A 20,405-nucleotide genomic window follows, 5' to 3' on the forward strand; every position below is an offset into this window, starting at 1 on the left:
GGAATCCTCATGCACCGCGACGACATGATCCTGATCAGCGTCGACGACCACATCATCGAACCGCCCGACATGTTCGTGAACCACCTGTCCGAGAAATACCGCAAGGACGCCCCGCAGCTGGTGCACCAGGACGACGGCACCGACGTCTGGAAGTTCCGCGAGACGGTGATCCCGAACGCGGCGCTGAACGCGGTGGCCGGCCGTCCCAAGGAGGAATACGGCATGGAGCCGCAGGGCCTGGACGAGATCCGGCCCGGCTGCTACGACGTGCACGAGCGGGTCAAGGACATGAACGCCGGCGGCATGCTCGCGTCGATGAACTTCTCCTCGTTCCCCGGCTTTTCGGCCCGGCTGTTCGCCACCGAGGACTCGGACTTCTCGCTCGCGCTCGTGCGCGCCTACAACGACTGGCACATCGACGAGTGGTGCGGCGCCTACCCCGGCCGGTTCATCCCGATGGCGCTGCCCGCGATCTGGGACGCCGAACTGTGCGCCGAGGAGGTGCGCCGGGTGGCGAAGAAGGGCTGCCACTCGCTGAGCTTCACCGAGAACCCCGCCGCTTTGGGCTACCCGAGCTTCCACGACGAGTACTGGAACCCGCTGTGGAAGGCCGTCTGCGACACCGACACCGTCGTGTCCATCCACATTGGATCCTCCGGCAGGCTGACCGTGCCCGCGGTGGACTCGCCGCCGGACGTGATGATCACCCTGCAGCCGATGAACATCGTCTCGGCCGCGGCGGACCTGCTGTGGTCGCGGGTGATCAAGGAGTACCCGGACATCAAGATCGCGCTGTCGGAGGGTGGCACCGGCTGGATTCCGTACTTCCTCGAACGCGTCGACCGGACCTTCGAGATGCACGCGACGTGGACCCTGCAGGACTTCGGCGGCAAACTGCCCAGCGAGGTCTTCCGCGAGCACTTCCTGACCTGCTTCATCTCCGACCCGCTCGGCGTGAAGCTGCGCCACGAGATCGGCATCGACAACATCTGCTGGGAGGCCGACTACCCGCACAGCGACTCGATGTGGCCGGGCGCGCCGGAGGAGCTCGGCGCGGTGCTGGAACGCGAGCAGGTGCCCGACGACGAGATCAACAAGATGACCCACGAGAACGCGATGCGCTGGTACTCCTTCGAACCGTTCAAGCACATCCCGAAGGACCAGGCGACCGTGGGCGCGCTGCGCAAGGCGGCGGCGGGGCACGACGTGTCCGTCCGGTCGCGCAGCCACCGCGTCATCGACCCGTCGGAGAAGCTCGAGGGCTACCGCCAGCGGGCGCGCCGCGCCGTCGCCGCGGCCAAGTGAGCTGTGCGGAGGGTGCCGTGCGTGGAGGTGACAGGCGGTGGACTTCGAGCTGACCGAGGACCAGCGGGCCGTCCGGGAAGGAGTGGCGGGTCTGGTCCGCAAGTTCGACGACCAGTACTGGCTGGAGAAGGACCAGGCGCACGAGTTCCCCGCCGAGTTCTACGACGCCATCGCCAAGGGCGGCTGGCTCGGCATCACGATTCCCGAGGCCTACGGCGGGCACGGGCTGGGCATCACCGAGGCCACGCTGCTGGCGGAGGAGGTCGCCCGCTCGGGCGGCGGGATGAACGCGGCCAGTTCGATCCACATGTCGATCTTCGGCATGCACCCCGTGGTGGTGCACGGTTCCGCTGAGCTCAAGGCACGGACCCTGCCCAGGATCGCGGCCGGCGACCTGCACGTCTGTTTCGGCGTCACCGAACCGGGCGCCGGCCTGGACACCGCGCGGATCACGACCTTCGCCCGGCGCGAGGGCGACCGGTACGTCGTCGACGGCCGCAAGGTGTGGATCTCCAAGGCGATGGAGTCGGAGAAGATCCTCCTGCTGACCCGCACCACGCGGTACGAGGACGTGACCCGCAAGACCGACGGCATGACGCTGTTCCTGACCGACCTCGACCGCGACAAGGTCGACATCCGGCCGATCCCGAAGATGGGCCGCAACGCCGTCACCTCCAACGAGCTGTTCATCGACGGGCTGGAGATCCCGGTCGAGGACCGGGTGGGGGAGGAGGGCGAAGGGTTCTCCTACCTGCTGGACGGGCTCAATCCCGAGCGGATGCTGATCGCGGCGGAGGCGCTGGGCATCGGCAGGGTCGCGCTGGAGCGGGCCGTGCGCTACGGCGGCGAGCGTGAGGTGTTCGGCCGCCCGATCGGGATGAACCAGGGCATCCAGTTCCCGCTCGCCGACGCGCTGGCCCGGCTCGACGCGGCGGAACTGGTGCTGCGCAAGGCGACCTGGCGCTACGACCGGGGTGAGCCGTGCGGGCGCGAGGCCAACACCGCGAAGTACCTGTGCGCCGACGCGGGTTTCGCCGCCGCCGACCGGGCGCTGCAGACCCATGGCGGGATGGGCTACTCCGAGGAATACCACGTGGCCCGTTACTTCCGTGAGGCGCGGCTGATGCGGATCGCGCCGGTCAGCCAGGAAATGGTGCTGAACTACCTGGGATCGCACGTACTGGGCATGCCGAGGAGCTACTGATGGGCCTGTTCGATCTCACCGGGCGCTCGGCGCTGGTGACCGGGGCCGCGGGCGGGATCGGTTCCGCCGTCGCCACGGCGCTGGCAGGCGCGGGCGCGGCCGTGCTGGTCACCGACGTGGACGGGGACGCGGCGGTGCGGGTCGCGGAGACGATCTCGGCGGGCGGCGGGAAGGCCGAGGGCGCCGCGCTGGACGTGGCGGACCCGGCATCGGCGGCCGAAGCGGCGGAACGGGCGGCCGCGCTGGCCGGCGGGCGGCTGCACATACTGGTGAACAACGCCGGGGTCACCGCGCCCGCGATGTTCGCCGACCTCGACGAGGAGAACTTCCGGCGGTTGCTGGACATCCACGTGCTGGGCACGTTCCGGTGCGCACAGGCGGCGCTGCCGTTGCTGCCGGCCGACGGCACCGGGCGGATCATCAACGTCACGTCCTCGGCGGGTATCACCGGCACGCTCGGCCAGGTCAACTACTCGGCCGCGAAGGCGGGCATCATCGGGGTCACCAAATCGCTCGCCCGCGAGCTGGCCCGCAAGAACATCCTGGTCAACGCGCTCGCCCCGCTCGCGGCCACCCCGATGACGGAAACGATCCGCACCAACGAGAAGTTCGCCGCGCAGATGCTCGCCCGCATCCCGCTGCGCCGCTGGGCCGAGCCCGAGGAGGTCGCGGGCGCGTTCGTGTTCCTCGCCTCCGACGCCGCGTCGTTCATCACCGGCCAGGTGCTCCCGGTGGACGGCGGAATGGTGATGTGATGTCCACTCCGGACGGTCCGCTCGCGGGCATCACCGTGGTGAGCCTGGAACAGGCGGTGTCGGCGCCCATGTGCAGCCGCACGCTCGCCGACCTCGGCGCCCGGGTGATCAAGGTGGAGAACCCCCGCGGCGGGGACTTCGCCCGCGACTACGACGACGTGGTGCGCGGGATGGCCGCGCATTTCGTGTGGTGCAACCGGGGCAAGGAGTCGGTGACGCTCGATCTCAAGACCGAGCAGGGGCTGGCCGTCCTGCACCGCCTGCTGGCGCGGGCCGACGTCCTGGTCTCGAACCTCGCACCGGGCAGCACCGCTCGTCTGGGCCTGGCGCCGGGCGATCTCGCCGAACGGTATCCGCGGCTGATCGCGGCCGAGATCGACGGGTACGGGCCCGGCGGCCCGTTGTCGCACAAGCGCGCCTACGACCTGCTGGTGCAGGCCGAATCCGGCGCGTGCGCGATCACCGGCAGTCCCGATGCGCCCGCCAAACCCGGCCCGCCCGTGGCGGACGTGTGCTCCGGGCTCTACGCGGCACTGTCCATTGTGTCCATGCTGTTCGCCGGGCGCCCCGGCACGGTCGCGGTGAGCCTGTTCGACACGATGACCGAGATGATGGGCTACGCGCTGAACTACACCCGCCATTGCGGGGTCGACCAGGAACCACGCGGCATGGGCTCGCCCGCGGTCGCGCCCTACGGCGCCTACCGGACCGCCGACGGGCACACGGTGGTTCTCGGCACGACCAACGACCGGGAGTGGCAGCGGCTGGCGCGGGAGATACTGGACCGGCCCGATCTCGCCGACGACGAACGGTTCCGCGTCAACGCGGGCCGCGTGCGGCACAGCGATCTGCTCGACGCCGAGATCGGGAAATGGTGCGTGCGGCACGAACTGGCCGAGGTTCAGCGCATCGCGGACGAGGCGGGGATCGGCAACTCACGTTTCAACCGGCCCAGCGACGTCCTCGCGCATCCGCACCTGAAGGCACGGGACCGCTGGCGTGAGATCGGCACCCCGAACGGCCCGGTGCCCGCGCTCCTGCCGCCCCCGGTGATCGCGGGCTACGAGCCGCCGATGGGCGCGATTCCCGGCCTCGGTGAGCACACCCTCGCGGCCCTCGCCGAACTCGGCCTCGGCGAAGAGGAAATCGCCCGGTTGCGCGAGCAAGGCGCCATCGGGGCCGCGTCGTGACCGAGCCCGCGCTGCTGGTCGGCGATCAGGACGGGGTGCGGACGCTGACGCTGAACCGGCCGCACCGCAAGAACGCGATCGACCGCGACCTGTGGGCCGCGCTGGCCGAAGCCCTCGCCGCGGCGGACAGGGACCGCGAGGTGCGCGCACTCGTGCTCACCGGAGCCGGTGGAGACTTCTCCTCGGGCGCCGACATCGCCGGCGCCGGCGGTGTGCACCCGGAAGAGAAGGTGCGCCCGCTCAACGACGTCGCCGTGCTGCTGCACGAACTCCGGGTGCCGACGGTCGCGAAGGTGACCGGCGTGGCCGTCGGCGCCGGATGGAATCTCGCGCTCGGCTGCGACCTCGTCGTGGCCGGTCCTGACGCACGGTTCTCGCAGATCTTCGCCAAGCGCGGGCTGTCGCTGGACTGCGGCGGATCCTGGCTGTTGCCCAAACTCGCCGGACTGCAACAGGCGAAGCGGCTGACCCTGCTCGCCGACATGATCACCGCCGAAGAGGCCCGGGACCTCAACCTCGTCACCTGGGTCGTGCCCGACGCCGAGATCGACGGGTTCGTCAAGGACCTCGGCCGCAGGCTGGCCGGCGGGCCACCGGTCGCGCTGGCGCAGAGCAAGGCGCTGCTCAACGAGGGCGCCTGCCGAGGCCTGCGCGAGGCGCTCGCGAGTGAGACCCGTGCACAGATCATCAACTTCGCCCACGCGGACGCGCCGGAGGCCTACGCGGCCTTCGCGGAGAAACGGACGCCGGAGTTCACCGGCCGATGGAGGTTGTGATGCGAGAAGCCGTGATCGTCGAGGCCGTGCGGACGCCCGTGGGCAGGCGCAAGGGCGGGCTGGCCGGATGGCATGCCGCGGACCTGTCCGCGGTAATGCTGGGCGAACTCGCCAGGCGCACCGGGATCGACCCGTCCGTTGTGGACGATGTGGTCTGGGGTTGTGTCTCGCAGGTGGGCGATCAGTCCAGCAACATCGGCCGGTACTCGGTGCTCGCCGCCGGCTGGCCGGAGTCCATTCCCGGCACGACAGTGAACCGCGCGTGCGGGTCGAGCCAGCAGGCGCTGGACTTCGCGGCGCACGCGGTCATGTCGGGCCAGCAGGACGTGGTCGTCGCGGGTGGCGTCGAGGTGATGAGCCGGGTGCCGCTCGGCGCGGCACGCGCCACGGGGATGCCGTTCGGCCCGAAGGTGCTGGAGCGTTACCAGGACTTTTCGTTCAACCAGGGCATTTCGGCGGAGAAGATCGCGCAGAAGTGGGGCTTTTCCCGTACCCGGCTGGACGAGTTCTCGGCATCCTCGCACGAGCGCGCGGCCGCGGCACAGGACAACGGGGCGTTCGCCACACAACTCGTCGCCGTGGGTCCGGTGACGGCCGACGAGGGTGTGCGCCGGGGGACCACTGTGGACACTCTCGCCGGGCTTTCGCCCGCCTTCGTCGAGGACGGAGTGATTCACGCGGGCAACTCGTCGCAGATCTCCGACGGCGCGGCGGCGTTGCTGGTCACCACGCCGGAGAAGGCGCGTGAACTCGGGCTGAAGCCCGTCGCGCGCTATGTCGCGGGCGCGGTGACCGGCGCCGATCCCGTGCTGATGCTCACCGGTCCGATCCCGGCGACCGAGAAGGTGCTGCGCAAGGCGGGAATCAGCCTCACCGACGTCGGCGCCTACGAGGTCAACGAGGCCTTCGCGCCGGTGCCGCTGGCGTGGCTCGCCGAAACCGGCGCCGATCCGGACCGGCTCAACCCGCTCGGCGGCGCCATCGCGCTGGGCCATCCGCTCGGTGCGACGGGCGCGATCCTCGCGACCCGGTTGATCAATCACATGCGGGACAATGGGATCCGCTACGGGTTGCAGACCATGTGCGAAGGCGGCGGCACCGCCAACGCCACGGTGCTGGAACTGGTCTGAGGGGGCAGCGTGCGCCGAGACGTCTTCACCTCCGACCACGAAGCGTTCCGGGAGGTGGTGTGCGATTTCATCGCGAAGGAGGTCGTGCCGCACTACACCGGCTGGGAACAGGCGGGGCAGCTGCCGCGCGAGATCTTCGCGCAGCTCGGCTCGCTCGGCGTGCTGGGGATCCCGATTCCCGAGCAGTACGGGGGAGCGGGCCTGCCCGATTTCCGTTACAGCGTGATCCTGCAGGAAGAGGCGGCGCGCGCACTCGTCACCCTCGGCACCGTGCGCACCCAGCTCGACGTGATCCTGCCGTACTTCCTGGCCTATGCCGGCGAAGAGCAGCGTGACCGGTGGCTGCCGGGGCTCGCGAGCGGGAAACTGCTGACCGCCATCGCGATGACCGAACCGGGCACCGGCTCCGATCTCGCCGGAATCCGCACCACGGCCTTGCGCGAGGGCGACCACTACGTCCTCAACGGCGCCAAGACGTTCATCACCGGCGGCCTGCTGGCGGATCTGGTGATCGTGGTGGCCCGCACGTCGGCCGATCCGGACAACCGGCGGGCCGGGCTCACGTTGCTGGTGGTCGAGGACGGGATGCCCGGCTTCAGCCGGGGCCGCACCCTGAACAAGATCGGCATCAGGGTCCAGGACACGGTCGAGCTGTCGTTCGAGGACGTGCGGGTCCCGGTAGCCAACCGGCTCGGCGAGGAGGGCGAGGCATTCGGCTATCTCGGCCACAACCTGGCGCAGGAACGGATGACGGTCGCGGTCGGCTCGGTCGCGCAGGCGCGCGCCGCGGTGGCCACGACGGTCGAGTATGTCCAGCAGCGCAAGGCTTTCGGCACGCCCGTGGCGTCCTTTCAGAACACGAAGTTCGAGCTGGCCGCGATGTCGGCCGAGGTCGAGGCGGCGCAGACGATGCTCGACCGGGCCGTGCTCGATCTGGTCGACGGTGAGCTCTCGGGGGCCGACGCGGCCCGGGTCAAGCTGTTCTGCACCGAGACGCAGGGGCGGGTGGTGGACCGGTGCCTGCAGCTGTTCGGCGGCTACGGCTACATGCTCGACTACCCGATCGCCCGGTTGTACACCGACGCCCGCGTCGCGCGCATCTACGCCGGGACGAGCGAGGTGATGAAGCTGATCATCGCCAAGTCGCTCGGCATGTAGCACCAGCCCCGATGAGACCCTTGTCACAGCGGCCAAACCAACCTAATGTATGTTCAGTAGGTCGGTTGAACAAAGGAGTTCGGTGTCCGATCAGCGTCCCTATGCCTCGCTGCTCGCCAAGGGAGAGGACCGGCGACAGCGGATTCTGGCGGTCGCGCAGCGGTTGCTGACGCGCAACGGGTGGCGCAACACCACACTCGGCCAGATCGCCCGTGAGGCGGGAGTGACCCCGGCGGGGTTGCTCCATCACTTCGAGTCCAAAGAGCAGCTGCTGCACGCGGTTCTCGAAGCCCGTGACGCGTACGACGACGCGCACCGCAACACCACCCGCGACGACATCATCGAGCAGGTCGGCAGCGTGGCCGAACGGTTCGAACGTGTCCCCGACCTGGTCGGGATGTTCGTGGTGCTCCTGATCGAGAACCTGGATCCGGATGCTCCGTTGCACGACCGCCTGCTGCACCGTTATCGCTCCGCACTGGAGATCATCGCCGAGGGCATTCGCCGGGGCCAGCGCGCCGGCCGCTACCGCACTGATCTGGATCCGGCCCTCAAGGCCGTGGAAATCGTGGCGTTCCTCAACGGGATGGAGACATCATGGCTGCTCGATCCTTCGATTCCGGTCACCGAGGTGTTCAAGGAGTACACACAGTCGTTGGCCCTTCAGCTCACCGGGCCCGGCGACGGCCACTGAGGCGGCGGCTCGTCATCGTCGCGCCGACCACGGCCGAGGCTGTGCGCGCGTCGGGCGGATGGCTGTTCGACCGCGTCATGGCGGGGTGGGACGTGCTGGCACTGGTCGGGGATTACCTGGTCAACGATGCGCGGCCGCTGCACATCCTCGGGGCGCGGGCCGTCGAACTGGACGCGGCGATGACCTCGCCGATCCGTGGCCCCCGTCCACATGCGATCGCGGTGGACGCCGCGCTGTTCGACGCGGACCGGCGCGTGCGCAAGCTCGTGACGCGCTCGATCGACGAGGGCCTGACCGAGGTGCTGCTGTGGGGTGAGCGCTGCCCGGAGGAACTCGACGGTGGGATGCCCTCGCTGGAGCACCGGCTCAGCGTGGCGGCGCGGGCGTTCAAAACCCAGGCGCTGGCCGCGGCCGCGGCGCCCGTCGACGAGCTGGACGGCACCGAGGTCTTCCACAGCGGCGAGGTGGTGCCGAACCCGCCGGGGACTCCCGATCTGATCCCGGCGGCCTAGGGCGACTGCCTGTTTCGCCGCCCGTGCGTCGAGGGGCCCGATTCACCGGCGGGGATCGAGCACGATCTTGCCGATGGCCTTTCCGTCGGCGACCTCGCGCAGGGCGGCGGCCACGTCGGTGAGCCCGTACGTCGCCCCGATGTGGGGGAGCGCCGGGTGCGTGAGCAGCAGCGCGGCGAGTTCGGACTCGTTGCGGGTGAACTCGCCGGGCGGGACGTCCTGGAACTGGAAACCCAGTATCCGCACCCCCTTGATCAGCACCAGGTTCAGCGGGATCCGCGGGATGACGCCGGAGGCGTAGCCGACCGTGACGAACCGCCCGCCGCGGCGCAGGGAGCGCAACGCCGGTTCGGACAGGTCGCCGCCGACCGGGTCCAGCACCACGTCGGCGCCCTCGGGCACAGCTTGCCGTAGCTGCTGCCGCAACTCGCCCACGCGACGGTCGATCACGCGAACCGCACCGTGGGAGGCCGCCGCCGCGAGTTTGGCCTCCGAGGAGGCCACCGCGGTCACCGAGGCGCCGAGCAGCACGCCCAGTTGCACGGCGGCCAGCCCCACGCCGCCGCCGGCGCCGAGCACGATCAGCTCGTCGCCGGCACGCAGCGCCGCGACCGAGCGGAGCGCGTGATAGGCCGTCCGGTAGGCGACGCCGAACGCGGCGGCCCGCTGGTCGTCCACTTCGGACGGTGTGCGCCTCAGGCTCGTCGCCGGGGCGACGACCTCCTCGGCGAACGCGCCGTACATCCCGGTGCCGCTCACCCGGTCGCCGGCCGCGAAGCCCGGCGCGTCGGAAGCGAGGACGACGCCCGCGAACTCGCTGCCGGGGACGAACGGCGGTGGCACCGTGACCTGGTACTGACCGGCCACCAGCAGCACGTCCGGGAAGTTCACCGCGGCGGCGCCGACCCGGACGCGAACCGCGCCCGGTGTCAGCGCGGGCCGCGGCAGTTCGGCCACGCGCACGACCTCCGGCGGGCCATGGGAGCCGCAGACCGCGGCGCGCATCGTCAGCGGCCCTTCCACACCGGTTCGCGTTTCTCCACGAACGCCGCCGCGCCCTCCTTGGCGTCCTCGCTGCCGAACACCGTGACCTGCAACCGCTGCTTGCGTTCGGCAGCCCGGGCCGGGTCGGTGACGGCGAGCCGCACCAGCTCCTTGATCGCCGCCACCGCCAGCGGCCCGTTCGCGGCGATCCGGTCGGCGAGCGCCACCGCGGCCTCGAGCACCTGGTCCGGGGGTACGACGGCGTTGACGAGCCCGAGGTGGTGGGCTCGCGCGGCGTCGATCGGGTCACCGGTGAGCATCATCTCCAGCGCGACCGCGAGTGGGATCCTGGTGCCGAGCCACGTGCCGCCACCGGCGGGAAACAACGCGCGTTTCACCTCGGGGAAGCCGAACCGGGCCGTCTCCGCGGCGACGACGACGTCGCAGCCCAGGAGCAGTTCGAACCCGCCGCCGACGGCCGTGCCGTTGGCGGCGCCGATCACGGGCACCGTGAGCGTGCCGTCGAGCAACCTGGCGAACCCGGCCGTGCCCTCGGCCGAACCCGCCTCGACCGACTCGCCGCCGCCGAACGCACGCAGATCCATCCCGGCACAGAACACGCGATCGCCGCTCGCGGTCAGCACGACGGCGCGGATGTCCGGATCGGACTCGGCCTCGGTCATCGCCCGGCCGATCCCGTCGATCAGCGTGCCGTTGAGCGCGTTGCGGGCCTCCGGCCGGTTGAGCCGCGCGATCAGCACCGCACCAAGCCGCTGTGTCACCAGTTCGCTCATGACGTGTACTCGCTCGACCCGGCGAGTTCGGCGGCCGAGGCCATCAGCTCCAGCACGACGGGCCCGAACGCCTGGAGCTTCGCGTCGTCGCCGGCACGCTGGAAGCCCTGCTCCAGAACCACCGCGAGCTTCCACTTGGCCAGTACGACGTAGTAGTCGATGTCCTCGACCTGCCTGCCCGACACCTCGGCGTAGTGCGCGAGCAGCTGGTCACGCGAGGGCATACCGCGTAAATCGACGTAGCTGGCCTCGGCCGCCTCGGGGGAGCCGGTGTCCTCGGGCCAGCTCTGCACCATCCAGGCCAGGTCGAGTTTCGGATCGCCGACCGTGCCCATCTCCCAGTCCACGATGGCGGCGAGCCGCGCGGGCGCGCCGTCGCGGTACATCACGTTGGCGAACTGGTAGTCGCCGTGCATGATCCCGGGGATGTAGTCCAGCGGCTTGTGCGCGCGCAGCCACGCCGCGGCCTCGTCGAAGCCGGGCAGCTCCCGGCCCTTGATGCGGTCGAGGAACGCGGTCCAGCGGTCGACCTGGCGTTCGTGGAATCCCTCCGGCCGTCCCAGATCGTGCAGCCCACGAGCCTGCCAGTCTACTTTGGACAACAGGGCGATGCCCTCGGCGAGCTGGTAGGCCAGTCCCGCGCGTGCGGTGAGATCGGTGTCGAACGGTGCGGGCCACTCCGTGCGCCCCATCGGCGACCAGCCGTCCACGAAACCCATGAGGTAGAAGGGACGGCCGAGCACCGAGGTGTCCTCGCACACGGCGACCGCGGGCGTGTGCGGCACGTCGGTGCCGTCCAGCGCCTCGACGATGTGCCATTCGCGCAGAATGCCCGCGTCCCGGCTCGCCGGCGCCTCCGGCGGCGGGATGCGGATGACGCAGCGCTCGTCCCCGCGCCGGATCTCGTAGATCTCGTTCTGTGTGCCACCGGAGAGGAACCGGTGCTCGATGGGCGCGCCCTTGCCGGGCAGGCCCGCGTCGTCCATCCAGCCCGCGAGCCGTTCCATGTCGATCACAGGTTCCCCACTTCGTGTTCGAGGTACTCGGCGAACTTCGCGCGCGCCGCTTCCCGTTTGCGCGGCAGCCATTGCGTGGGCCACACGTCGTCGGTGGGTGCGTGCTCGCGCAGCACCTGCTTGGCGACGGTGACCTTGTGCACCTCGGTCGGCCCGTCGGCCAGGCCCATGACGGCGGCGCCGTGCACCATCCGGAAGAACGGCATTTCGTCGGTCACGCCGAGCGCGCCGTGCACCTGCATCGCACGCCACGCGATGTCGTGCAGCACGGTGGGCATCACGATCTTCGCCGTCGCGATGTCCTTGCGCACCTTCTTGTAGTCGTTGTACTTGTCGATCTCCCACGCGGTGTAGAGCACGAAGAGCCGGAACTGGACGAGCTGCGCGTAGGAGTCGGCGATGTAGCCCTGCACGAACTGTTTGTCCGCCAGCCTGCTGCCCTGTGTCTCGCGGGACAGCGCGCGTTCGCACAACATGTCCAGCGCCTTGTTCGCGAGTCCGATCGTGCGCATCGCGTGGTGGATCCGCCCACCGCCCAGCCGTGTCTGCGCCACCGCGAAGGCCTGGCCTTCGCCGCCGAGCAGCGCGTCGTGTGGCACGCGCACGTCCTCGTAGTGGATCAGGGCGTGCGAGCCCTGGCCGGGGGCGTCGCCGTAGAGGCCGACGTCGCGGACGATGTTCACCCCCGGCGTGCCGGTGGGCACCAGGAACATCGACATGCCCTGGTACGGGCTCACCTCGGTGTTGGTCACGGCCATCACGATCAAGAACGATGCGGTTTTCGCGTTGCTGGAGAAGAACTTCCAGCCGTTGATGACCCAGCCGTCGCCGTCGCGGACCGCGCGCGTGGTGAACCGCGTCGGATCGGCACCCGCCTGCGGTTCGGTCATCGAATAGCTGGAGAACAACTCGCCCTCCAGCAGCGGCCGTAGGTAGCGCTCCCGCTGCTCGGGGGTGCCGTAGTGGGCGATGATCTCCGCGTTGCCGGTGTCCGGCGCCTGGCAGCCGAACACGATGGGCGCCCATGACGAGCGGCCGAGGATCTCGTTCAGCAGCGCCAGTTCGAGCTGGCCGTGGCCCTGGCCGCCGAGGTCGGGGCCGAGGTGGGTCGCCCACAGTCCCTTGCGCCGCACCTCGTTCTTCAGCGGTTCCACGATCTTGCGGCGCGTCTCGTCGAGCGGGGCGAACTGCTCGTGCGGCCACAGCAGGTCCAGCGGTTCGACCTCCTCGCGCACGAACTCGTCGGCCCAGTCCAGCTTCTCCTGGTACTCAGGCTCGGTCTCGAAGTCCCATGCCATTGCGCCTCCTCTCGTGAAGTGAGAATATCTTTCTCGTGTTCGAGAATGCAATTCTGACTTTGCCGAAGGGGGTTGCGGAGTGCGGGCGGTAGATCAGTTCCACCTCGGCATTGTGACGGCCGATTTCGAGGGCACGATGGCCGAGCTGTCCTCGGTGTTCGGCTACGAATGGGGTGCCGAGGTCGGCGGACCGACCACGGTGACACTGCCGGGCGGTGAGACGGTGCTCGAACTCCGGTGCGCGTACTCGACCTCGGTGCCCCGGCTGGAACTCGTGCGCGGCGTGCCTGGCACGTTGTGGGAGCCCGCGGCCGGAATCCACCACGTCGGCTACTGGTCCGGCGATGTCGCCGCCGACGTCGCCGAGCTGACCGGACAGGGCTACGCGATCGAGGCGTCGCGGACGGGGCCCGACGGGGTTCCGTTCTTCGCTTTTCTGCGCAGTGACAGGGGATTCCGGATCGAACTGGTCGCAGGCAGCGCGCGCGAGGGCCTCGCCCGCTGCTGGAGCGGAGGTGTGGCATGACGACGGTGGGCATCGCGACCGGCGCCGGGCGCGGAATGGGTCTCGCGTGCGCGGAGCGCCTCGCGGAGATGGTGGACACGGTGCTGCTGGTCGACCGCGACGAGGTGACCGTGACCGAGGCCGCCGGGAAGGTCGCCTCGGCGGAACCGTTCGTCGCCGATGTCACCGACCGCGACGACCTCGCGCGGCTCGCCGGCCGCGCGGCTCGTCGGCGCGTTGCGGGCGGTCGCGCACGCCGCGGGCATCTCGCCCACGATGGCCGACTGGCGCCGCATCTTCGAGGTCGACCTCATCGGCACGGCACTGCTCGTGGAGGCGTTGCGCCCGCTGGCCACCACCGGGACCGCGATGGTGTGTTTCGCCTCGATGGCGCCGAACCTCGGCCCCGGCGACTGGGATCCGGAGGCGCTGTCGGTACTCGACGATCCCCTCGGCGAACGGTTCCTCGACCGCATCGGCGAGGCCATCGGACCGTCCATAACGGACAGCGGCGTCGCGTACGGCTGGGCCAAACTCGGCGTGCAGCGCCTCGTCCGGCGCGAAGCGGTGCGGCTCGGGCCTGCGGGGGCACGGATCTGCTCGGTCTCGCCGGGCATCATCGACACCCCGCAGGGCCGGCAGGAAGCCGACGCGCACCGGTCGATGGCGGAGCTGGTGCGGCGTAGCCCGCTGGGCCGGGAAGGCAGGCCCGAGGAGGTCGCGGCCGTGGTCGCCTTCGCGCTGTCGGCCGAGGCGAGCTTCCTCACCGGCACCGATCTGCTCGTCGACGGTGGTGTCGTGGCGGCGCTGAAGGAGGGCCGATGACCGGCGAGATGTCGCCGGCGTTCCACGCGCGGCGGACCCCGGGCAAACCGGCGCTGATCATGGGAACCAGCGGCGAGACCGTGACCTTCGCGGAGCTGGAGGACCGGTCGGTGCGCTTCGCCCGCGCGCTGCGGGCACGCGGCCTCCGCGCCGGCGACCACATCGCGATTCTGATGGAGAACAATCGCGCCTACCTGGAGGTCGCGTGGGCGGCGCAACGATCGGGGCTGTACTACACCGCGATCAACAGCCACCTGCGGCCCGGCGAGGTGCAGTACGTCCTCGACGACTGCGGAGCGGTCGCGCTGATCGCCGGCGCGGCGATGGCCGATGTGGTCGAGAGCCTCGACCTGAGCCGGATCCCCGTACGCGTCGGCGATCTCGCCGGGTTCGAGCCGTACGAGGACGTGCTGGCGGCCGAGACCGGCGAACCGCTCGCGGACGAGTGCGAGGGGCGCGAGATGCTCTACTCCTCGGGTACCACCGGACGGCCGAAAGGCGTGCGGAAACCGTTGCCGCGCACGCCGCTGGGCGATCCGTCGGCGGCGCCGGTGCAGATCGTGGAAGGGATGCTCCGGCACGGCACCGACCCCGGCTGCGTGTACCTGTCGCCGGCCCCGCTCTACCACGGCGCGCCGCTGGTGTTCTCGATGTCGATGCACCGCATCGGTGGGACGGTCGTGGTGATGGAAGGCTTCGACGCGCGCCAGTGCCTGCGGCTCATCGAGAAGCACCGGGTCACGCACGCGCAGTTCGTGCCCACGATGTTCATCCGGATGCTGCGCCTGCCACGCGAAGAACGGGAAAGCTTCGACCTGTCGAGCCTGCGTCACGTCACACACGCCGCGGCACCGTGCCCGGTGCCGGTCAAGCGCGAGATGCTGGACTGGTGGGGGCCGATCATCGACGAGTACTACTCGGGCACCGAGGACGTCGGCAGCACCATGATCACCGCGCGGGAATGGCTCGCGCATCCCGGTTCGGTCGGGCGGCCGATGCAGGAGTGCCACATCGTCGGCGAGAACGGCGAGGAGTTGCCGGCCGGGCAGCCGGGGGTCGTGTACTTCGCGGGCGGGCGGCCGTTCGAGTACCACAACGATCCGGTCAAGACCGCCTCCGTCGCCACCGACAAGGGCTGGCGCACGCTCGGCGACATCGGATACCTCGACGGGAACGGCTATCTCTACCTGACCGACCGCGTCGCGCACATGATCATCTCCGGCGGGGTGAACATCTACCCGCAGGAGACCGAGAACGTGCTCATCGCGCATCCCGCGGTGGCCGACGTGGCGGTCATCGGGGTGCCGGACGAGGAAATGGGCGAAGCGGTGAAGGCGGTGGTGCAGCCCTCGCCGGACGCCGGGCCGGGCCCGGAGCTGGCGGCGGAGCTGGTCGCGTACTGCCGTGCCGAGCTGGCGAGCTACAAATGCCCGCGCACCGTGGATTTCACCGACGAGCTGCCCCGCGACCCGAACGGGAAGCTGTACAAGCGGCGGCTGCGGGAACGCTACCCCGGGACAGCCGGATGAGCGGGGCACGGGGACCCGCGCAGCTGTTCGACCTGTCCGGCAAGGTCGCGCTCGTCACCGGCGGCAGCCGGGGACTGGGTCGCGCCATCGTGCTCGGCCTCGCGGCCGCCGGTGCCGACGTGGTGATCGCCAGCCGCAAGCTGGACGCGTGCGAGGCGGTGGCGCGCGAGGTGGAAACGCTGGGGCGCAGGGCTTTTCCGGTGTCGTGCCATGTGGGGCACTGGGCCGGGCTGGACACGCTCGCCGAGCGTGCCTACGAGCGGTTCGGGCACGTCGACGTCTTGGTGAACAACGCGGGCATGTCGCCGCTGGCGCCGTCGTCGGCGCGGACGAGCGAAGAGCTGTTCGACAAGATCGTCGCGGTGAACTTCAAGGGCCCGTTCCGGCTGTCGGCGATCGTCGCGGAACGGATGGCGGCAGGCGAGGGCGGTTCGGTGATCAGCGTGTCGAGCACCGGCGCGCTGCGGCCGGCACCGAACTTCGGCCCGTACGCCGGATCGAAGGCCGCACTGAACGCCGTCAGTGTGGCGCTGGCGCAGGAGTTCGCACCGAAGGTCCGCTTCAACGTGATCTCGCCCGGCGGGTTCTACACCGACATCTCCAAGGCGTGGGCCGTGCCGGGGCAGGAGGCGCCGACGGTGCTGGGCCGGTACGGCGATCCGGACGAGATCGTGACGGCGGCGCTGTACTTCGCCAGCGACGCCTCCGCGTACACCACTGGTTCGCTGCTGCGGGTCGACGGCCTCGGCCCGGTGTGAGGTGGAGGAGACGATGACCGACGTCGCGGGCCGCATCGCGCAGCGGGCGCTGGCCAAACGCGGTGCCAGCTATGCCGGCGAGGTGCGCAGGCTGCTGGACGCGGCACTGGAGATCATGCGGCAGCGCGGCACGGCGTCCCGGCCGCGCGTCGCCGACATCGTGAGCGCCGCCGGACTGTCCAATGAGGCCTTCTACCGCCACTTCCCGTCCAAGGACGCGCTTGTGGCCGCGTTGCTGGAAGACGGCACCGAGCGGCTGCACAGTTACGTGGCGCACCGGATGAGCAAGCAGGACACCGCACGGGACCGGGTCCGTGCCTGGGTGGAAGGCGTGCTGTCCCAGGCGTCGGAGGACATCGCGGCCACCACCCGGGCGGTGCTGTGGAACGGCAGGGAGATCACCGCGCAGCCACCCACCGCCGGCGAACGGCTGGCGCGCCTGCTGCACGAGCCGTTCGCCGAACTGGGCAGCGCCGATCCGGGGTTCGACGCGGCGCTGGCCGCGCACGCCACGTTCGGCAGGCTGGCCGAGTGCCTGTGGCGGTCGGTGGAACCGGGTGCGGCCGACGTCGACCGCGTCACGGCGTTCTGCCTGCGCGCGATCACCTCGGATGCTTCATGAGCGCCAGGGTCGCGTCCGCGGCGTCGAGCACGATGCCGGGCGCGGCCCCGGCGGCCTTCGCGATCTCGGCGACCAGGCCGACGTCCTTGCGCAGCAAGGGGCCCGCGTGCCGGCCGATGCGGTCCACCGTCCCGTCCGCCGAGGCGATCCGTTCCAGCGCGAAACTGTTCGCGGTGCCGCGAGAGACAACGGCGCCCAGCTTCAGCGGGTCGACGCCCAGCTCCCGGCCCAGCGCGAGCGTCGCGGCCGCCGTCGCCAGATTCGCCGTGAACAGCAGGTTGTTCAGCAGCTTGGTGACCTGCCCGGAACCCACCTCGCCCAGATGCACGATCGGATCGCCGTAGGTCGCGAACACCGGACGGCACCGCTCGACGGTCTCGGTGTCGCCGCCGGCCATGACCAGCAACCGGCCCTCGGCCGCGGCCATGCCGCCGCCGCTGACCGGCGCGTCGAGCAACGTCACGCCGTTGTCGCGCAAACGATCGGCGAGACGACGGCAGGTGTCCGGGTGGACCGTGCTGTGCACCGCGACCACCCCGCCGGAGGCGAGCCCGGCCAGCACGCCGTTCTCCCGGTCGAGCACCTCCTCGACGTCGGCGTCCCCGACGACACACAGGCACACGAGATCGCTCGCCGCGGCCAGTTCCGCCGGCGTGGCGGCGATCTTCGCGGCCGTGCCCGCGTACGGTTCCAGCGACGCGGACCGCCTCGCCCACAGCGTCGTCTCGTACCCGGCGTCGATGATCGCCCGCGCCATGGGGCCACCCTGGCTGCCTAGCCCGATGAATCCGACACGCATGTCCGTCCTTCCGTTGTCAGCCCTGCCCGGCCAGCACACATTCCTCCACGAACGACAGGATCCGCAGGTGGTAGGCGAGCGCGGACCGGCCCACGCTCAGGTTGTGCCCGCTCTCGGTCATCTCGTGCGTGACCACCCGGGGCGAGGCGGTGAACAGCGCGGCCACCGCACCGGCGTCGTTGCGCCAGATCACCTCGTGGTCGGCGACCGTGAAATGCACCGGCACCCGCACCCGCGCGGCCAGCGCGGGGAAATCGCGCTCGGTCCAGTGCGCCACGACCTCGCCCTCGTACCCGGGGGAGGCGCCGGCGAAGCGCAGGCCCAGCGCGACGCCGCCGGGATACAGCCGCGGCGGATGCCACAGCAGCGACCGCAGCCCGCTCGGCCGCTTGCCCGGCTCCCCGTTGCCGAGGATGTCCTCGGCCAGCGGGTGGTACCGCAGACCCGTGCCGGACAGTTCCAGGCCCAGCAGGTTCCAGCCGTGCCCGTCGCCCGCCATCCGCAACGCCAGCTCGCATCCGGCCGAATGCGCCAGCACGAACAGCCCCGCTCCGCGCCCGCCGGTCCCCAGTAGACGCTCGAGCGCGCCGTAGGCCAGTTCGGTGCGGCGCCGGGGTGACGCCAGGTGCGCGCCGTCCGGGCCCGAGCCGCCGTAGCCGGGCCGGTCGAGCGCCACCACGGTGAACCCGAGCGCCGCGCCGGCGTTGAGCAACGACGACCGGGGCTGTCCGGGATGGTGGAAGTACCGTGCCGTGGCCCCGCCGCCGTGCAGCGCGACGATCACGGCACGGGGATCGGCGACATCGCGCACCAGCGCGGACATCGGCACCCCGTCGACGTCGACGACACACCGCACGGCGCGATCGTCGTCGAGCGTCATGGAATCGGTCATGCTCCGGACCTGAGCAGCAGCACCCCGCTGGGCGTGAGGCCACCGCTGGTGGCGATCCCGATCCGCGCACCGGGCACCTGCCTGGCGCCGCCTTCGCCGCGCAGCTGGGTGATCGCCTCGTGGATCAGGCCCATTCCGTGCGTGCGGCCGTGCGAGAGCTGCCCGCCGTGGGTGTTGATCGGCAGCAGCCCGTCGCGCGCGATGTTCTTGCCGCCGTCGAGGAAGTCCTTCGCCTCGCCGATGCCGCAGAAGCCGAGACCTTCCAGCCAGGACAGGCAGTTGAAGGTGAACCCGTCGTACAGCTGCGCGACGTCCACATCGGACGGTCGTAGCGAAGTCCGTGACCACAGGTGCGCGGATTGGCCCAGCACCTGCGGCTCGTGGGTGAGCGTGCTCTGGTCCCACTCGAGCCGTTCGATGATCTGGGTGCCGACGGCCTCGACGTACACCGGCGGTTTCGCCAGGTCGCGCGCGGTCTCCCTGGCCGACACGATCACCGCGACCGCCGCGTCACACGGCACGTCACAGTCGTAGAGCCCGAACGGCGTGGTGATCGGCCGCGCGTCGAGATAGTCCTCCATCGTCATCGGGTCGCGGTAGATCGCCGTCGGGTTGAGCGCGGCGTTCGCGCGCTGGTTGAGCGCGATCCAGCCGAGCGTCTGTTTCGTGGTTCCGTACCGGTGGAAATGCCGCTGCGCGTTCTGCGCCAGTATGTGCGCCGCCGAGGTCGCGCCGAAAGGCAGCACCCAGCTCGTCGTGCGCCCGCCCGGCGGTGTGACCCGGCCGCTCTTGAGCAGCTCGCCGTAGGTGGACTCCCAGATCGTGCGGAAGCACAGCACGTGCCGGGCGAGCCCGCCCGCGACGGCGAGCATCGCCGCGATCACCGATCCGCCGGGCCCGAACGTCTCGCCGCCGCCGTTGTACCAGGTCGGCCGGATCCCGATCGCCGACTCCAGCGCCGTGACCCCGCCCTCGGAAAAACCGCTCAGCTGGCCCGCGCCGGGCCAGGTCGACAGCCCGTCGATGTCCTCAATGGACAGACCGGCGTCGGCGATGGCCTGCTCGCAGGCCTGGACCGTCAGCTCCAGCGGCGGCTTCATCAGCCGTCGCCCGATCTCCGACATCCCGATGCCGGTGATCGCGACCTTGTCCTCGAACTTCTCCGCCGTGGCCATCGGCCGCACGTGCCGGCAGAACTGCTCCGGTTCGATCTCGTCGTGCGGCAGGGGTGCCGGTGCACCCTGCTCGGCGACCGGCCGGAACAGCGGCACCCACACGTCCTCCGCCTGCTCGAACACGACCTCCATGCGCATGCCGAGTTCGAGGTCGCCCGGATCGCATTCCACGGCGTTGGTGGTGAGCCGGACCCGCGGATCTTCCTCGATCGCGACCTGCGCGATCACGAACGGCGCCGGCATTCCCGGCAGGCTGAAGCGGTGGTTGACGGTGAACCCGATCAGCGTCGCGTAGCCGGAGACCACCCGTGTGCCCAGCCGCCGGCCACGGCAGTGGCGGCAGACCGGTTGCGGGGGATGGATCAGCGCGGAGCAGGACTCGCACGCCTGAAACCGCAACCGGCCATCCGCCCCCGAGGTCCAGAAGAACTCGTTGTCCGCCGTCAGTTGCGGCAGGGGACGCGTCTGCGCCACGAAACCTCCC

The 20,405-nt window shown here is 70.4% G+C and carries 21 protein-coding genes and 1 pseudogene; 15 read left to right on the forward strand and 7 right to left on the reverse strand.

All coding sequences use genetic code 11. The features are described from left to right. The first annotated feature begins 9 nt into the window (after window positions 1–9). The 9 genes from HFP15_RS01315 to HFP15_RS01355 all read left to right on the forward strand — a co-directional run bounded on the left by HFP15_RS01315 (window position 10) and on the right by HFP15_RS01355 (window position 8,724). Window positions 10–1,305 carry an amidohydrolase family protein gene (locus tag HFP15_RS01315; protein ID WP_168510486.1) on the forward strand — a complete coding sequence of 432 codons (1,296 nt, stop codon included), beginning with the start codon at window positions 10–12 and terminating at the stop codon, window positions 1,303–1,305. Between the two features lie 37 nt (window positions 1,306–1,342). After that, window positions 1,343–2,509 (forward strand): acyl-CoA dehydrogenase family protein, encoded by a 1,167-nt coding sequence (locus HFP15_RS01320; protein ID WP_168510488.1) that lies wholly within the window; start codon window positions 1,343–1,345, stop codon window positions 2,507–2,509. Beyond that, entirely contained in the window at window positions 2,509–3,264 is a 756-nt protein-coding gene (locus HFP15_RS01325) for an SDR family NAD(P)-dependent oxidoreductase (protein ID WP_168510489.1), read from the forward strand. The genes HFP15_RS01320 and HFP15_RS01325 overlap by 1 nt, the downstream gene beginning before the upstream one ends. Further along, window positions 3,264–4,454 (forward strand): CaiB/BaiF CoA transferase family protein, encoded by a 1,191-nt coding sequence (locus HFP15_RS01330; RefSeq protein ID WP_168510491.1) that lies wholly within the window; start codon window positions 3,264–3,266, stop codon window positions 4,452–4,454. Before HFP15_RS01325 ends, HFP15_RS01330 begins: the two co-directional genes overlap by 1 nt. Then, a complete protein-coding gene (locus HFP15_RS01335) occupies window positions 4,451–5,230 on the forward strand; it encodes an enoyl-CoA hydratase/isomerase family protein (protein WP_168510493.1) in 780 nt (259 codons plus the stop codon). The genes HFP15_RS01330 and HFP15_RS01335 overlap by 4 nt, the downstream gene beginning before the upstream one ends. After that, on the forward strand, window positions 5,230–6,360 hold the full coding sequence (locus HFP15_RS01340) for a thiolase family protein (protein ID WP_168510495.1): 1,131 nt from the start codon (window positions 5,230–5,232) through the stop codon (window positions 6,358–6,360). The genes HFP15_RS01335 and HFP15_RS01340 overlap by 1 nt, the downstream gene beginning before the upstream one ends. A gap of 9 nt (window positions 6,361–6,369) precedes the next feature. Beyond that, the gene (locus HFP15_RS01345) at window positions 6,370–7,518 is read left to right on the forward strand and encodes an acyl-CoA dehydrogenase family protein (protein WP_168510497.1); all 1,149 of its coding nucleotides are present in this window, start codon (window positions 6,370–6,372) and stop codon (window positions 7,516–7,518) included. Between the two features lie 82 nt (window positions 7,519–7,600). Further along, a complete protein-coding gene (locus HFP15_RS01350) occupies window positions 7,601–8,212 on the forward strand; it encodes a TetR/AcrR family transcriptional regulator (RefSeq protein ID WP_210716591.1) in 612 nt (203 codons plus the stop codon). Between the two features lie 41 nt (window positions 8,213–8,253). Next, the gene (locus tag HFP15_RS01355; protein WP_210716592.1) at window positions 8,254–8,724 is read left to right on the forward strand and encodes a hypothetical protein; all 471 of its coding nucleotides are present in this window, start codon (window positions 8,254–8,256) and stop codon (window positions 8,722–8,724) included. Between the two features lie 42 nt (window positions 8,725–8,766). Here HFP15_RS01355 and HFP15_RS01360 read toward each other — a convergent pair whose 3' ends face one another. From HFP15_RS01360 to HFP15_RS01375, 4 genes are read right to left on the reverse strand one after another with little or no spacing between them, the layout of a single operon-like run. After that, the gene (locus HFP15_RS01360; protein ID WP_312871373.1) at window positions 8,767–9,747 is read right to left on the reverse strand and encodes an NADPH:quinone oxidoreductase family protein; all 981 of its coding nucleotides are present in this window, start codon (window positions 9,745–9,747) and stop codon (window positions 8,767–8,769) included. Continuing rightward, on the reverse strand, window positions 9,732–10,502 hold the full coding sequence (locus HFP15_RS01365) for an enoyl-CoA hydratase-related protein (RefSeq protein WP_168510501.1): 771 nt from the start codon (window positions 10,500–10,502) through the stop codon (window positions 9,732–9,734). The genes HFP15_RS01360 and HFP15_RS01365 overlap by 16 nt, the downstream gene beginning before the upstream one ends. Continuing rightward, complete coding sequence (locus HFP15_RS01370; protein WP_246271301.1) at window positions 10,499–11,509, reverse strand: phosphotransferase family protein; 1,011 nt, start codon at window positions 11,507–11,509, stop codon at window positions 10,499–10,501. Before HFP15_RS01370 ends, HFP15_RS01365 begins: the two co-directional genes overlap by 4 nt. 5 nt (window positions 11,510–11,514) lie before the next feature. Continuing rightward, window positions 11,515–12,816 carry an acyl-CoA dehydrogenase family protein gene (locus HFP15_RS01375; protein WP_168510505.1) on the reverse strand — a complete coding sequence of 434 codons (1,302 nt, stop codon included), beginning with the start codon at window positions 12,814–12,816 and terminating at the stop codon, window positions 11,515–11,517. A gap of 79 nt (window positions 12,817–12,895) precedes the next feature. Here HFP15_RS01375 and HFP15_RS01380 point away from each other — a divergent pair, with 79 nt between their 5' ends. The 6 genes and pseudogenes from HFP15_RS01380 (at window position 12,896) to HFP15_RS01400 (ending at window position 17,055) form a co-directional block, all read left to right on the forward strand. After that, window positions 12,896–13,342, forward strand: coding sequence for a VOC family protein (locus HFP15_RS01380; RefSeq protein ID WP_168510507.1), 447 nt, complete (start codon window positions 12,896–12,898; stop codon window positions 13,340–13,342). 68 nt (window positions 13,343–13,410) lie between these two features. Next, window positions 13,411–13,488: pseudogene (locus HFP15_RS44110) on the forward strand (hypothetical protein); the annotation flags it as partial. A gap of 13 nt (window positions 13,489–13,501) precedes the next feature. Then, a complete protein-coding gene (locus HFP15_RS01385) occupies window positions 13,502–14,146 on the forward strand; it encodes an SDR family oxidoreductase (RefSeq protein ID WP_210716594.1) in 645 nt (214 codons plus the stop codon). Next, entirely contained in the window at window positions 14,143–15,675 is a 1,533-nt protein-coding gene (locus HFP15_RS01390; protein WP_312871375.1) for an acyl-CoA synthetase, read from the forward strand. Before HFP15_RS01385 ends, HFP15_RS01390 begins: the two co-directional genes overlap by 4 nt. Next, window positions 15,672–16,433: an SDR family NAD(P)-dependent oxidoreductase gene (locus HFP15_RS01395; RefSeq protein ID WP_168510509.1), complete on the forward strand. Its 762-nt coding sequence runs from the start codon at window positions 15,672–15,674 to the stop codon at window positions 16,431–16,433. Before HFP15_RS01390 ends, HFP15_RS01395 begins: the two co-directional genes overlap by 4 nt. 13 nt (window positions 16,434–16,446) lie before the next feature. Then, window positions 16,447–17,055 (forward strand): TetR/AcrR family transcriptional regulator, encoded by a 609-nt coding sequence (locus HFP15_RS01400; protein WP_168510511.1) that lies wholly within the window; start codon window positions 16,447–16,449, stop codon window positions 17,053–17,055. On the opposite strand, the gene HFP15_RS01405 is transcribed toward HFP15_RS01400, so the two are convergent. From HFP15_RS01405 to HFP15_RS01415, 3 genes are read right to left on the reverse strand one after another with little or no spacing between them, the layout of a single operon-like run. Beyond that, entirely contained in the window at window positions 17,036–17,854 is an 819-nt protein-coding gene (locus HFP15_RS01405) for an NAD(P)-dependent oxidoreductase (protein WP_168510513.1), read from the reverse strand. The two genes, HFP15_RS01400 and HFP15_RS01405, sit on opposite strands and share 20 nt — an antisense overlap. 16 nt (window positions 17,855–17,870) lie before the next feature. After that, entirely contained in the window at window positions 17,871–18,746 is an 876-nt protein-coding gene (locus tag HFP15_RS01410; protein ID WP_246271248.1) for an alpha/beta hydrolase, read from the reverse strand. Then, window positions 18,743–20,395, reverse strand: a complete 1,653-nt coding sequence (locus HFP15_RS01415; protein ID WP_312871376.1) for a thiolase C-terminal domain-containing protein — start codon at window positions 20,393–20,395, stop codon at window positions 18,743–18,745. Before HFP15_RS01415 ends, HFP15_RS01410 begins: the two co-directional genes overlap by 4 nt. Between the last annotated feature and the right edge of the window lie 10 nt (window positions 20,396–20,405).

The organism is Amycolatopsis acididurans, from assembly GCF_012328925.1.
Classification (GTDB): Bacteria; Actinomycetota; Actinomycetes; order Mycobacteriales; family Pseudonocardiaceae; genus Amycolatopsis_E; species Amycolatopsis_E acididurans.